The sequence below is a fragment of the Marinobacter fuscus genome (assembly GCF_003007675.1).
Classification (GTDB): Bacteria; Pseudomonadota; Gammaproteobacteria; order Pseudomonadales; family Oleiphilaceae; genus Marinobacter; species Marinobacter fuscus.
Window position 1 is genome coordinate 207,282 of the sequence record NZ_PXNP01000109.1, and the last position, 14,498, is coordinate 221,779.

The window sequence follows — 14,498 nt, forward strand, 5'->3', positions numbered from 1 at the left end:
GCCGTTCACTCCCACTCAATCGTCGCAGGCGGCTTGGAGGAGATGTCGTAGGTAACCCGAGACACACCGGAAATCTCGTTGATAATCCGGTTGGATACTGTCTCCAGCACATCGTATGGCAGCCGCGCCCAGCGGGCAGTCATGAAATCGACGGTTTCCACCGCTCTGACGGCAATGACCCACTCATAGCGGCGGGCATCACCCACTACACCCACCGATTTGACCGGCAGGAACACGGCGAACGCCTGACTGGTTTTGTGGTAAAGATCGGCCCGGTGCAATTCCTCGAGGAAAATGGCATCCGCGCGGCGCAGGATATCGGCGTACTCTTTCTTTACCTCGCCCAGAATACGAACGCCGAGGCCCGGCCCCGGGAAGGGATGGCGGTAAACCATGTCGTAGGGCAAGCCAAGCTCAAGGCCAATCCGGCGAACTTCGTCTTTGAACAGCTCTCGTAACGGTTCCACCAGTTTCAGCTTCATGGTTTCCGGCAAGCCACCGACATTGTGGTGAGACTTGATCACATGAGCCTTGCCGGTCTTAGCCGCAGCGGATTCGATCACATCCGGATAAATGGTGCCCTGGGCCAGCCATTTCACATCTTGAATACGGGTGGCTTCGTCGTCGAACACGTCGATGAACGTATTACCAATAATCTTCCGCTTCTGCTCCGGGTCGGTCACACCTTTCAGTTTGGACAGGAACAGGTCTTCGGCATCGGCACGGATGACTTTCACACCCATGTTGCTGGCGAACATGTCCATCACCTGATCACCTTCGTGCAGGCGAAGCAGGCCGTTATCAACAAATACACAGGTCAGCTGATCACCGATGGCCTTGTGCAGCAGCGCCGCCGTCACCGAGGAATCAACGCCTCCGGACAGCCCAAGCAATACCTTGTCGCTACCCACCTGCTCGCGAATCTGGCGAACAGCATCGTCAACGATTTTCGCGGGTGTCCAGAGCGCTTCACAGCCACAGACATTCAACACAAAGTGCTCGAGAATACGCTTGCCCTGCAGGGTGTGCGTTACTTCCGGGTGAAACTGTACACCAAACAGGTTACGACTGAGATCCTGCATCGCCGCAATCGGCGCACTTTCGGTGGATGCCAGCAGCTCAAACCCATCCGGCATGGCCACAACCTTGTCACCATGGCTCATCCAGACATCCAGCAAAGAGTCTCCGGCCGGAGTCAGGTGGTCGGTAATATCTGCCAGCAATGGCCCCTTGGCCCGCACCTTGACCTGGGCATAACCGAATTCCCGCTTTTCCGAACTGGCAACCCGCCCGCCAAGCTGCTCGGCCATGGTTTGCATGCCATAGCAGATCCCGAGTACCGGAATACCCCGATCAAACAGCCCGTCTGGCGCTCGTGGGCCGCCCAGTTGGGTAACCGACTCCGGCCCTCCGGCAAGAATGATGCCTTTCGGATTAAACTCGTTGAGTTCTTCATCTGTGATATCGAAAGCTTTGATTTCACAGTAAACACCGATCTCACGCACACGCCGGGCAATCAGTTGCGTGTACTGGGAACCGAAATCGAGAATCAGAATACGGTAATCGTGAATGTTCTGGGCCATGGAGTCCTCGGGGCTGTCTATAAGCAACACGGCCCGTTTCGCGGGCCGTGTGTGATCGGGCAGGATTAGCCGATTCGGTAGTTGGGCGCTTCTTTGGTAATGGTCACGTCGTGCACATGGCTTTCGCGCATACCGGCGTTGGTAATGCGCACAAACTCGGGCTTGGTGCGCATTTCATTCATGTTTGCGCTACCAGTGTAGCCCATAGAAGCACGAATACCGCCGACCAGCTGGTGCACGATGTTGCGCATTGGCCCCTTACAGGCAACGCGACCCTCGATACCCTCCGGCACCAGCTTTTCAATGCCCTTGCTGGCATCCTGAAAATAACGGTCGCTGGAACCCTGGCCCATAGCGCCAAGAGATCCCATACCACGGTAAGCCTTGTAGGTACGACCCTGGAACAGCTCAACTTCACCGGGAGCTTCATCGGTGCCAGCCAGCAGACTGCCGACCATCACGCAGGATGCGCCTGCGGCAATGGCCTTGGCAATATCACCAGAGAAGCGGATGCCGCCATCGGCAATCAGCGGAACACCACGGTCACGCAAGGCCGCCGCCACATTAGACACTGCCGAGATCTGCGGCACGCCGATGCCCGCCACAATACGGGTTGTGCAAATAGAGCCAGGGCCAATGCCCACCTTCACAGCGTCTGCACCTGCCTCAGCAAGCGCAATAGCAGCATCGCTGGTGGCAATGTTGCCACCGACCACTTGGACTTCCGGGTAGTTTTCTTTTACCCAGCGCACACGATCGATCACGCCTCGGGAGTGGCCGTGTGCGGTATCGACAACAATCACGTCGACACCGGCTTCCGCCAGTGCAGCCACCCGGGCTTCAGTATCGCCACCCGTGCCCACAGCCGCGCCGACCCGCAGGCGCCCCTGCTCGTCTTTGCAGGCAAGCGGATAATCCTTGGACTTCTGGATGTCTTTAACCGTAATCAGGCCACGTAACTGGAAAGCGTCGTTGACCACAAGTACTTTCTCAATCCGGTGTCGGTGCAGAAGCTCTTTTACTTCTTCAAGGTTGGCACCTTCTTTTACCGTCACCAACTTGTCTTTGCCGGTCATGATGTCACGCACCGGCGTGTCCATGCGGCTTTCGAAACGAATATCCCGGCCGGTTACAATGCCCACCAGGTTGTCGCCATCCACCACCGGCAAGCCGGAAATGTTGTTGGCCATGGTGATATCGACCAGCTCGCGCACGGTGGTATCGGGCGTGACCGTGATCGGGTCTTTCACCACACCGCTCTCGAACTTCTTGACCTTGCGCACAGCAGCTGCCTGCTGTTCTGCAGTCATATTCTTATGCATGATGCCGATGCCGCCTTCCTGGGCCATGGCAATCGCCAGCTCTGCCTCGGTGACAGTGTCCATGGCAGCTGATACCAGCGGTATATTCAGGGTGATGCCTTTGGTTAGCTGAGTGGTTAGATCCACCTGATGGGGCAGAACTTCAGAGTAACCAGGTACAAGCAGAACATCGTCAAACGTGAGGGCTTCTTCGGCAATTCGCAGCATTGGGATCCGCCTTTTGAACGTGCTAAATTGGGAAGTCTCGTGCCGCACCCGCGGCGGTGCAACCGAACAAAATCCTTAATCGATCTATTATAAGGTGGAGCCGTAGCACAGTAAACCGCGCAAATTTTGCCGCCCGGTTGCATCTTTCTGAATTTTCGTTATTTTTGCCCGATTCTTTCGGCTATTGCTTATAACCCCGCCCTGGAGATTTTCTGTGAGCACCCGTTTTCCGGATACCCGCCCCCGTGCCCTTTCCGTCAGCGAGCTGAATCACCAGGCGAGACATCTGCTTGAATCCAGCTTTATGCAGGTGTGGGTAGAGGGCGAGCTATCCAGTTTTTCCCGACCATCGTCCGGGCACTGGTACTTTTCCCTGAAAGACCAGAAAAGCCAGGTGCGCTGCGCCATGTTCCGCGGCGCCAATCAGCGAATTCGCACACTACCCAAAGAGGGTGACCAGGTGCGCATCAGAGGCAAGGTAACCCTGTACGAAAACCGGGGGGACTTCCAGATTGTTGCGGAACACATGGAACCGGCCGGGCTGGGCGCTCTGCAACAGGCTTTTGAAGCGCTCAAGGCGAAGCTGCAGAGTGAAGGCCTGTTCGATGCAGCGAGCAAAAAAACGATACCTCCCACCCCCAGACACATCGGCGTTGTTACCTCGCCCACCGGCGCCGCTATTCACGACATTCTTACAGTACTCCGGCGCCGTTGCCCGGCGATTCCGGTTACGCTCTATCCCACGGCGGTTCAGGGCCAGGCCGCTGCTGCTGATATCGTTCAGGCCATCGCCAACGCGCAGAGCCATGGCGTTGCCGATGTCCTCATCATTGGCCGTGGCGGCGGCTCACTGGAAGATCTCTGGTGCTTTAACGAGGAAGCCGTGGCCCGGGCAATCGCCCAGTGCACGATTGCCACCGTGAGCGCGGTCGGCCACGAAGTGGATGTAACCATCGCTGACTTTGTGGCCGATCTGCGGGCGCCCACTCCCTCTGCTGCTGCAGAGAAAATCTCGCCCGATCAGCTGGCCTGGGCCAGGCAACTGGAAGATCAGAAGAGTCGCCTGGGTCATGCCAGCCTGAGGCTGCTGCAACGGTTACAAACCCAGCTGAATCACCTGTCATCCCGCCTGAAAGACCCCCGGCGGGATCTTCAGGATAAGGCCCAGAGAATGGACGAACTGGAAATGCGCCTGCGACAGGTGATCACCCGCCGCCTGCAGCAAGGCCATCAACGCGCAGATCACCTGCAGCAACGTATGTCGGCACAATCCCCGGCCCGGCTCCTGACCGCCCAGGACGCGCGTATCGACAACCTACGGCAAAGATTGGCTCTGGCCACCAGGCATAGGCTGAAACAAACATCGGATCGCCTGCAAAGCACCGTCCAAACGCTCAACGCCGTCAGCCCACTCGCTACTCTGGGCCGGGGTTACGCCATCATCAAAAATGATCAGGATCAGATTGTGCGGGATGCGGGAGACCTGGCAGAGGGCGATCTGATCCGGGCACAACTGGCCCACGGGCAGGTAACCGCACGGGTCTGTGACCGTATTGAAAAAGGCCAGCAGGACTTAAAGTTATAACGACTACGCCTATGGTCTACTAGCTCCACCGCTGAAACTTCCTAAAGTTGTGAGATCCATTCAACAACAAGAACAGTCACAACTGAGGTGGTATACATGGGTTACAACTCCGAATTCCGACGCTCAATCGATAATCGGGAAGATTTCTGGAGCGAACAGGCCAAACACATCAGCTGGATCAGAGAACCGGAAATCATCTGGCGCCCAATCGAAAACGGCCACGGCGAATGGTTTGCGGATGGCATGCTGAACACCTGTGACGTAGCTCTCGATGCCAATATCCGGGCCGGTCGCGGCGACCAGAAAGCCCTGATATACGATTCCCCCGTCACCAACAGCCAGCAATCGTTCACCTACAACGAATTGCGCGATCAGGTTGCGTTGTTTGCAGGCGCCCTGCAGGCAAAGGGTATCGAAAAAGGCGACCGGGTTATTATCTATATGCCGATGATTCCCCAGGCCGCGATTGCAATGCTGGCCTGTGCCCGGCTCGGCGCAATTCACTCGGTTGTATTCGGCGGTTTCGCCGCCCACGAGCTGGCGGTTCGCATAGAAGATGCCACACCGAAAGCAGTCATCACTGCCTCCTGCGGCATCGAGATCAACCGGGTTATCGAATACAAGCCGCTGGTCGACAAAGCCATTGAACAGTCCCGCCACAAACCCGAATGCTGCGTGGTTTACGCCAGGCCCCAGGCCAAAGCAACCCTGCAAGCGGGCCGTGACTACGACTGGGACACCCTGATGGCAGAGGCCACACCTGCCGACCCGGTGCCGGTTCGTTCAACCGACCCGCTTTACATACTCTATACCTCCGGCACTACCGGCAAACCCAAAGGCGTGGTGCGGGACAACGGCGGCCATGCTGTCGCCCTCAATTACAGTATGAAGCTGGTCTACGATGCAAAACCCGGTGATGTTTACTGGGCCGCCTCGGATGTCGGCTGGGTGGTCGGTCACAGTTACATTGTCTATGCCCCACTGTTCGCAGGCTGCACAACCATCCTCTATGAAGGCAAGCCGGTCAAAACTCCGGATGCCGGAGCCTTCTGGCGCGTTATTCAGGATCACAAGGTCAATATTTTGTTCACCGCCCCCACGGCCTTCCGTGCGGTTCGCAAAGAAGATCCGGAGGCCGACCAACTGCAACGCTACGACGTTTCAAGCCTCAAGCGCATCTTCCTGGCGGGCGAACGACTGGACCCGCCGACCTATGAATGGCTGAAAGAACACACCGGCCTGCCAATCCTGGATCACTGGTGGCAGACCGAAACCGGCTGGGCCATTTGCTGCAACCCGGTCGGCATTGAAATGATGAACACCAAACCCGGCTCCGCCACCGTGCCCTCTCCCGGCTACAACGTTCAGGTGGTCGACAGCCAGGGCAATCAGGTTGCTCCCGGAGAACAGGGGCAGATTGCCGTCAAACTGCCCTTGCCTCCAGGTTGCCTGACCACCGTCTGGGAAGACGATGGCCGCTTCTGGAACAGCTACCTGGCACCCATTCCTGATTTTTACAGCTCCGGTGATGGCGGCTACGTCGATGAAGACGGCTACGTATTCATTATGGGCCGCACCGACGACGTTATTAACGTGGCAGGGCACCGGCTATCCACCGGCGAAATGGAAGAAGTGGTAGCATCGCACCCGGCCATCGCCGAATGCTGCGTAGTTGGCGTTCATGACAACCTGAAAGGGCAAATTCCGGTGGGGCTGGTGCTGATCAAGGATGGCGCCACCATCGACCAGGATGAGCTTGAGGAAGAGCTGGTGGAAATGGTGCGCGACAAGATCGGCGCCATTGCCTGCTTCCGCCGGGCCATCGTGGTCGACCGCCTGCCAAAGACCCGCTCCGGGAAGATTCTGCGCCGTATCATCCGCCAGATCGCCGACGGGGAAGAGTACAGCGTTCCCAGCACGATTGATGACCCGGCCATTCTTGAGGAAATCAGCGAGAAGCTCACCGGCTGATCACACCGGAAAACCGGCTCAATCCGATTACCCGGCCTGGCGTTTCACCGCCGGGCCGGGCGCCTTTGCCCTATTCCAACTTTTTGTTTTATATCAATTTACCAGCGCCAGCTGTTCATAAAAAAAACAATTGACGCACCGGTAAGTCGGTCTATACTGAGATTTGCTGTGTACTTCTGCAGCGGTATTTGGCGAATGCGCTTTACGTCCTGCCTCCGGCTTTTCGTTGCCCTTCCTCAGTACGCTCCAGGTGTCCAGCAGGCTCAGAAGGCCCCGTGAGGGCAAATACCCAGTAAGACAGGAAAGATCAATGTCCGATACAAAAACAGGCCACGTAAAGTGGTTCAACGAATCCAAGGGCTTTGGCTTCATTGCCCAGGAAGGCGGCAGTGACGTTTTCGTTCACTACAGTGCAATCAACTCCAGCGGTTTCCGTACCCTGACCGAGGGTCAGCAGGTGCAGTTTACCGTGACCCAGGGCCCGAAAGGCCCGCAAGCTGAAAACGTAACGCCCCTGTAATTCGTTATGTTGACACGCTGATGCCCCTCACGGGCTCAACGAAAAACGGCTGACAATGAACATTGCCAGCCGTTTTTTTTCGTTTCAGGAAAATCCGGTCAGGCCGGTTCGGCCTGCGGCGATACCGCGCCGTCTACCTTACTGTTAACCATCACCCGAGCGACCGCCGACAGTAATGCCTGCAAGGTTGCCGACGTTGTATCCTCCGCCAACGCCGCCGCACTGCAATGCTGGCCGTTCGCCATCAAACGAATACAGGCAAGCGCGTTGGCGTTGGTACCTTCGCCCAGAGCAAACTCGTCATAGGCTTCTACCGACACCGATACCCCGTAACGCTGCGCCAGCGCATCCGAAACGGCTTCAACCGCTCCCAACCCGCGACCTTCAAGCAGCGTCCGCTGCGCATCCTCGCCAACCACCACTTCGGCACGCACGCCGTCATCGTCGCGATGCAAGTCGTAGGAGCGCAGGTTCCAGCCATTAAAGACCTTCAGGTAGTGCTCTTCGAACAGACGGTGAATGGTATGGGAATCGATCTCACCGCCATTCTGCTCCGCCTCACCCTGCACCACTTTGCTAAATTCGATCTGTAACCAGCGCGGCAAGGTTATGTCGTAGTCACGCTCCAGCACATAGGCAACACCACCCTTACCAGACTGACTGTTAATCCGAACCACTTCTTCATAGCGCCGTCCCACATCGAAAGGATCAATGGGCAGATAGGCTACGTTCCAGGCATCGCCCTCGTTACGGCGCGCCAGACATTTGCGAATGGCGTCCTGGTGGCTACCGGAGAAGGCGGTGAACACCAGCTCGCCCGCATAGGGATGGCGAGGATGGGTGGAAATCTCGGTACAGGCTTCGACCACCTCGGTGATTTCTGCCATTCCCGACAAATCCAGCTTCGGATCTATACCCTGGGAGTAGAGGTTCATGGCCATGGTGACCAGATCCATGTTACCCGTGCGCTCGCCGTTCCCCATCAAGGTGCCCTCAATCCGGTCGGCACCGGCCATCACACCCAGCTCGGCCGCCGCCACGGCGCAGCCCCGGTCGTTGTGGGTGTGCAGACTGATGGTGATGTGTTCACGGTAACGCACATTGTCGCATATCCACTCGATCTGATCGGCGAAGACGTTCGGCGTCGACATTTCCACCGTTGCCGGCAGGTTGATAATGACAGGCTGCCCCTGATCCGGACGCCATACTTCGTTCACCGCATCGATCACTTCGGCAGCAAAATCCAGCTCGGTGCCGGTAAAGCTCTCCGGTGAGTACTGGAACGTCCAGTCGGTTTCCGGATGCTGGCTGGCCAATTCCTTAACCAACGCAGCACCCCGGACGGCAATATCCCGGATACCATCACGGCCCAGACCAAACACCTGCTCACGCTGCACGGTCGAGGTGGAGTTATACACGTGCACGATAGCCTGCCTGGCGCCTCGCAATGCTTCGTAGGTGCGCTCAATCAGCTCCGGCCGTGCCTGGGTCAACACCTGAATCTTCACGTCTTCCGGAATGCGGTTCTCGTCGATCAGCTTTCGGCAAAAATCGAAATCTGGCTGGCTGGCCGCTGGAAAGCCAATCTCGATTTCCTTGAACCCGAGCTTCACCAGCAGATCAAACATGCGCTGTTTCTGAGCCACCGACATCGGCTTGACCAGCGCCTGATTGCCATCCCGAAGGTCAACGGCGCACCACACAGGCGCCTGCTGAATAACCTGGTCGGGCCAGCGACGATCTTTTTTTGCGACCGGCTGAAAAGCAACATATTTGCGATGATCAAAGGCCATGATGGAATATTCCTTCAAAATGAAATGAACGGCTTGATGAAATGACAGTGTAACGATGAAACTGCGCTATTTGGTTGCTTTTACGTTCTTTCGATAACAATAATGAGCAACGAAAACGCTCAAAATCTTAAACATGGGGCATAAAATGGCGAAGACTGATGAATCACTGGTTAAACTTGACCGAACAGACCGGCGAATCCTGGAAAACCTCCAAAAAGATGGCTCACTGACCAACCAGCAACTGGCCGAAAAGGTCGGGCTGTCGCCATCCCCCTGCCTGCGCCGGGTCAAAGCCCTGGAAGATGCTGGCATCATCATCCGCACGGCAACCATTCTTGATCACAAAAAGCTGGGCCTGTCTCTGACCGCGATTGTTCTGATCGGCATGGACAGGCATACTCCTGAACGCTTTGCCGCTTTCGAGGAGCAGGTGGCCGAGTATCCGGAAATACAGGAGTGCTATCTGATTACCGGCCAGAGCGCTGACTACATGCTGAAAGTGGTGGTGCCGGATATGGATCACTACCACCACTTTCTGCTGAATCACATTACCCGCATTCAGGGGGTCAGCGGCGTCCATTCCAGCTTCGTGCTGAGGCGGGTAATTGACAGCACCGCCCTGCCCCTGGGCTATCTGTCCTGACCAGTCAGTGTCTGCAGGTACGCGTTGGCCATAGCTTTCATCTCCTGTACCAGCAAGGCCCCCTGGTCGTCCGGCAGAGTTGCCGCCAGTCGAAGAATCGTCCCGGCAGCGCGTGGTAACAACAGGCTGGCTGTCCAGCGGCGATCTGTCGGTAACGCCGGGCACTCCTGCTGCAAACGGGCATCAAGATCCCGGGCGTTACTGTACAGCTCCCGGAGGTCAAGCTCCCGAAGCTCGGGCATGGCCTCGACACCACTCCAGATCGCCGAATAGGCGGGCTCGGAGCGATAGAAATCGTAAAACAGATCAATCAAAACATCGACGGCCTCGGTCAGGCTGACTTCAGGCAGCCTGGCCCGCAACGCCGCTTCCATTTTTTCCACGTGTTCTTCAGCGATGGCATGCACAATGGCCGCCTTGTTCGGAAAGTACCGATAAAGCGATGCCAGCGACATTTCAGAAGCCCGGGCAATGGCCGACATGCTGGAACCTTCTACCCCGGTTTCATGAAAAATATTCGCCGCGTGCCGGAGAATGGCGCTCACGCGCTCCCGGCTTCGAGCCTGCACCGGGCGCCTGCGCGGTGAAACATCAACGGATTCGTCTGTCATTATCTGTACCTTGTGAAACAGGCTCCGTACAATAACGCCCACTCAGCGACAATAAAAGGCAGCAGCACCCCATACTGCCTTGCCAATTAGTCGCACGGGGCAGAAGCTGCAACACTAGCCAGCCCTGCAACCCCAATTATCTGACGACAGCGGAAGAGACAATGCGAGCGAGCCGTTACCTGATTGCGACCCAGAAAGAGACCCCTGCAGACGCCGAAATAATCAGCCATCAGCTGATGCTGCGGGCGGGCATGATTCGAAAACTGGCCGCGGGCCTTTACACCTGGCTGCCCATGGGCCTGCGCACCCTGCGCAAAGTAGAGCGCATTGTCCGTGAGGAAATGGACAAAAGCGGCGCCCAGGAAGTTTTAATGCCTGCGGTACAACCGGCCGAACTCTGGCAGGAATCCGGACGCTGGGAGCAGTATGGCGGCGAATTACTGCGGCTGAACGATCGCCATGGCCGGGATTTTTGCTTCGGGCCCACCCACGAAGAGGTGATCACCGATCTGATCCGCAATGAGCTCAAGAGCTACAAGGAGTTACCCGCCAACTTCTATCAGATTCAAACCAAGTTCCGGGATGAGCGTCGCCCTCGCTTTGGCGTAATGCGGGCCCGGGAATTCCTGATGAAAGACGCCTACTCGTTTCACCTGAATGCCGAATCACTGGATGAGACCTATCAGGTGATGCATCAGACCTATTGCAACATCTTCAACCGGCTGGGGTTGGACTACCGCCCGGTACAGGCCGACTCCGGCTCCATCGGTGGCAGTTCTTCCCACGAATTCCATGTACTGGCGTCTTCCGGCGAAGATGACATCGTGTTCAGCACCAGTGGCAACTATGCCGCCAACATCGAAAAGGCCGAAGCCGTTGCCCCTGCTGGCGAGCGGGCGGCGCCGACGGCCGACATGACCGAGGTACACACTCCCGGCCAGCGTACCATTGATGCGGTATCGGCTTTTCTCGGCCTGGCTCCGGAACAGAGCGTGAAAACACTGCTGGTGAAAGGCGAGGCAAGCGAAGACGGCGAGTCTGGTCTGGTGGCACTGATTCTGCGGGGCGATCATACCCTGAATGAGATCAAGGCCGAAAATCTGCCAGGGGTTGCCGAGCCCCTGACCATGGCAACCGATGAAGAAATCGAAAAAGCCATTGGCTGCCAGCCTGGCTCCATCGGCCCGGTTAATCTGCCAGTGCCGGTCATCGTCGACCGCAGCGCCGCGCACCTGGCAGACTTCGTCTGCGGTGCCAACAAGGATGATTACCACCTGACCGGCGTCAACTGGGAACGGGATCTGCCTCTGGCCCGCGTGGAGGATTTGCGCAACGTGGTGGAAGGTGATCTCAGCCCGGACGGCAACGGCACCCTGGAAATTCGCCGCGGTATCGAAGTTGGCCACATTTTCAAGCTGGGCAACAAATACAGCAACGCCATGGGCGCCACCGTACTGGACGAGAACGGCAAAACCTCAGTATTGGAGATGGGCTGTTACGGCATCGGCGTTTCCCGCATTGTGGCTTCCTCCATCGAACAGAATCACGACGACAAGGGCATCATCTGGCCAGACGCCATTGCACCGTTTGAGGTGGCCATCGTCACTCTCAACGCTCACAAAGCGCCGGTCGTGGCCGAAGCTGGCGAAAAGCTATATGAACAGTTACGCCAGGCGGGTTACGACGTATTGCTGGACGACCGCAATGAACGCCCAGGCGTCAAGTTCGCCGATATGGAACTGATCGGCATTCCCCATCGCTTTGTGGTGTCGGAACGCGGGCTGCAGGCGGGCACTCTGGAATACAAGGGGCGTCGGGATGCGGACAAGCAGGACATCGCACTGGAAGATGCGCTGGCGTTTCTGGTGAAGACTTCACCGAAAGCCGGTTTGTAAGACTCTCGCCCCGCACACCCAGTAATTGGTGTTGCGGGGCAAAGCAACGACTGGCACGCTACAGTCTGTCGGGCGAATCACAGCCCGCCAACAACTCCGGGTTCCATTTCCAGCACAACGCCAAACGTTTTCCAGACCGACTCTTTGATCTTAGCGGCGAGTCGGAGTATGTCTTCACCGGTGCCGCCCGAGTGGTTAATCAACACCAGCGCCTGCCGGTTATGAACCCCTACCCGGGCATCCCGGTAGCCCTTCCAGCCCGCCTGATCAATCAGCCAGGCCGCGGCCAGCTTCACCTGGCTCTCTCCCACTGGGTAGAAGACTACATGCTCGTGGGCCAACTGTAGCGCCTTGAACTGCGCCAATGGAATAACAGGATTCTTGAAGAAGCTTCCGGCATTGGGGAGCACGGAAGGGTCTGGCAGTTTACGGTGCCGGACGGCCATCACACCCTCAGCCACTTCCAGCGGCGTTAACCCGGAGCCAGAGGCCTCACCAAAATACTCTTGAAGGTCCTTGTAGCCGATGTTCAACGACGCGCTACGGGAAAGCTTGAGGCGGATCTCCAGGATCACATAACGACCGGGCTCCCGTTTGAACCGGCTATCCCGGTAACCGAAGGCACAATCATTGACTGTCAGGCGCTCGACAGCGTGGGTTTGGCGGTCGAGCACGGTCACACTTTGCAGGATATCGCAAAGTTCTGTGCCGTAAGCGCCGATATTCTGTACCGGCGCAGCACCGGCCGTGCCCGGAATCAACGCCAGGTTTTCAATACCCCGATACCCCGAGCGGGCCGCATAGAGCACCGAATCATGCCAGTTTTCTCCTGCCTTCAGCACCAGCACCGCAGAATCATCCGTTACCTGTTCCCAGCTGCGGCCCTGCAAGGCTATGCGAATCACCAGTCCTGGATAATCCCCGGCAAACACCAGGTTGCTGCCGCCGCCCAGAATCAGCACCGGCAAGCTTTCCTCACGGGCCCAGTCAAGTGCGCTCGTGAGCTGATCCTGAGAGGTCACCTCCACCAGGAAGCGGGCCACTGCAGGCACCGCCATGGTGTTCAGGGACTGCAGCAAGGCCTGCTCCTGCAAAGGCAGCATTGGACTCAAGCCAGACGCCCTCTAATGTCATCCAGCAAGCCCTGGCTGGCTTCCTGGATCAAGTCCAGGACATGCTCGAAGCCGTCTTCACCACCAAAATACGGATCTGGCACCTCGGCCAGATCCGCCTGACCAAACTCCAGAAACAGCCTTGGCTCGGTACCACCGTTCTGGTGCCAGATTTCCCGGATATCGGCCAGATTCTGCCGATCCATCACCAGAATGTAATCAAAGCTGTCGAGATCTTCAGCCCGGAACTGCCGCGCTCTCAGATCATCAATGGCAATACCACGGCGTTCCGCCGCCGCAATCGCCCGGGCATCCGGCGCTTTGCCGATATGCCAGTTACCGGTGCCACACGAGTCAATACGAACGTTATCTGTCATCTCCTGCTCCGCCACCAGATGACGAAACACACCCTCGGCGCTGGGTGAGCGACAGATATTGCCCAGGCAGACAAACAATACGCTTACCTGGTCAGACATAAGAGCCTCCTGCTTCCATTAACGCCCTCAGGCGATCAAGATCTTCCTGGGTATCAACACCCGGTGCGGGTGGCGTTTCCGCCACATCTACATGAATCAGGGCCCCGTTATAAAGGGCACGCAGCTGCTCCAGCGACTCCAGCCGCTCGGTGGGCGCGGGCATCCAGCTAACAAAATCACCCAGCACCCGGGTGCGATACCCATAAATCCCGATGTGTCGGAAAAAACCAATGCCATCGGGCAAGTCAATGTTCCGGGCTGCGGCATTTTCAGGCCAATAATCCCTGGCCCAGGGAATGGGGGCGCGGCTGAAATAGTGGGCCATGCCCCTGGCATCGAACACCACTTTGACCACATTGGGATTGAATACCTGGCGGGCGTCATGGATACGCTCACACAGGGTGGCAATGGCCGCCTCAGTATACTGCTCCAGATTGTCCGCCACCTGGTTGATCAAGCGCGGCGGGATCAGCGGCTCATCGCCCTGCACATTGACCACCCGGTGCTCGGGCGGGAACTCGAGCATTCTGGCCACTTCCTCCAGCCGGTCGGTACCGCTGGCGTGGTTGGCCGAGGTCATCACGACTTCGGCGCCAAACGCCAGGCAAGCCTCCTCAACGCGCGTATCGTCGGTGGCAATCACGACCCGGCTGGCCCTGCTCTCATTGGCTCGCTCCCAGACGTGCTGGATCATCGGTTTACCACCGATCATGGCGAGCGGTTTACCCGGCAGACGGGTGGATGCATAACGGGCGGGAATGACAACGGTAAAAGTCATAC

The 14,498-nt window shown here is 57.4% G+C and carries 12 protein-coding genes; 5 read left to right on the forward strand and 7 right to left on the reverse strand.

Features of this window, described 5'->3' with window-relative positions:
* Positions 1-5: 5 nt before the first annotated feature.
* The gene (guaA, locus tag C7H09_RS18050; protein WP_106765351.1) at positions 6-1,583 is read right to left on the reverse strand and encodes a glutamine-hydrolyzing GMP synthase; all 1,578 of its coding nucleotides are present in this window, start codon (positions 1,581-1,583) and stop codon (positions 6-8) included.
* A gap of 65 nt (positions 1,584-1,648) precedes the next feature.
* Complete coding sequence (gene guaB, locus C7H09_RS18055; protein WP_106765354.1) at positions 1,649-3,112, reverse strand: IMP dehydrogenase; 1,464 nt, start codon at positions 3,110-3,112, stop codon at positions 1,649-1,651.
* Between the two features lie 214 nt (positions 3,113-3,326).
* Here guaB and xseA point away from each other — a divergent pair, with 214 nt between their 5' ends.
* The 3 genes from xseA to C7H09_RS18070 all read left to right on the forward strand — a co-directional run bounded on the left by xseA (position 3,327) and on the right by C7H09_RS18070 (position 7,188).
* The gene (gene xseA, locus C7H09_RS18060; RefSeq protein ID WP_106765357.1) at positions 3,327-4,697 is read left to right on the forward strand and encodes an exodeoxyribonuclease VII large subunit; all 1,371 of its coding nucleotides are present in this window, start codon (positions 3,327-3,329) and stop codon (positions 4,695-4,697) included.
* Positions 4,698-4,793: 96 nt separating this feature from the next.
* A complete protein-coding gene (locus C7H09_RS18065; protein WP_106765359.1) occupies positions 4,794-6,668 on the forward strand; it encodes a propionyl-CoA synthetase in 1,875 nt (624 codons plus the stop codon).
* A 310-nt stretch (positions 6,669-6,978) separates the two neighbouring features.
* Complete coding sequence (locus tag C7H09_RS18070) at positions 6,979-7,188, forward strand: cold-shock protein (RefSeq protein ID WP_106765361.1); 210 nt, start codon at positions 6,979-6,981, stop codon at positions 7,186-7,188.
* 98 nt (positions 7,189-7,286) lie between these two features.
* Here the strand turns inward: C7H09_RS18070 and leuA are convergent, their stop codons facing one another.
* Complete coding sequence (leuA, locus tag C7H09_RS18075; protein WP_106765364.1) at positions 7,287-8,981, reverse strand: 2-isopropylmalate synthase; 1,695 nt, start codon at positions 8,979-8,981, stop codon at positions 7,287-7,289.
* A gap of 145 nt (positions 8,982-9,126) precedes the next feature.
* Between leuA and C7H09_RS18080 the strand changes: the two genes are divergently transcribed.
* Entirely contained in the window at positions 9,127-9,624 is a 498-nt protein-coding gene (locus tag C7H09_RS18080) for an Lrp/AsnC family transcriptional regulator (RefSeq protein ID WP_106765367.1), read from the forward strand.
* Here C7H09_RS18080 and C7H09_RS18085 read toward each other — a convergent pair.
* Positions 9,612-10,235 (reverse strand): TetR/AcrR family transcriptional regulator, encoded by a 624-nt coding sequence (locus C7H09_RS18085; RefSeq protein WP_106765369.1) that lies wholly within the window; start codon positions 10,233-10,235, stop codon positions 9,612-9,614. The two genes, C7H09_RS18080 and C7H09_RS18085, sit on opposite strands and share 13 nt — an antisense overlap.
* Before the next feature lie 161 nt (positions 10,236-10,396).
* Here C7H09_RS18085 and C7H09_RS18090 point away from each other — a divergent pair, with 161 nt between their 5' ends.
* A complete protein-coding gene (locus C7H09_RS18090; RefSeq protein WP_106765371.1) occupies positions 10,397-12,130 on the forward strand; it encodes a proline--tRNA ligase in 1,734 nt (577 codons plus the stop codon).
* 77 nt (positions 12,131-12,207) lie between these two features.
* Here the strand turns inward: C7H09_RS18090 and murB are convergent, their stop codons facing one another.
* The 3 genes from murB to kdsB are packed head-to-tail and all read right to left on the reverse strand — an operon-like array spanning position 12,208 to position 14,496.
* Positions 12,208-13,242 carry a UDP-N-acetylmuramate dehydrogenase gene (murB, locus tag C7H09_RS18095; protein ID WP_240616650.1) on the reverse strand — a complete coding sequence of 345 codons (1,035 nt, stop codon included), beginning with the start codon at positions 13,240-13,242 and terminating at the stop codon, positions 12,208-12,210.
* Positions 13,239-13,718 carry a low molecular weight protein-tyrosine-phosphatase gene (locus tag C7H09_RS18100; RefSeq protein WP_106765375.1) on the reverse strand — a complete coding sequence of 160 codons (480 nt, stop codon included), beginning with the start codon at positions 13,716-13,718 and terminating at the stop codon, positions 13,239-13,241. The genes murB and C7H09_RS18100 overlap by 4 nt, the downstream gene beginning before the upstream one ends.
* Positions 13,711-14,496, reverse strand: coding sequence for a 3-deoxy-manno-octulosonate cytidylyltransferase (kdsB, locus tag C7H09_RS18105; protein ID WP_106765377.1), 786 nt, complete (start codon positions 14,494-14,496; stop codon positions 13,711-13,713). Before kdsB ends, C7H09_RS18100 begins: the two co-directional genes overlap by 8 nt.
* Between the last annotated feature and the right edge of the window lie 2 nt (positions 14,497-14,498).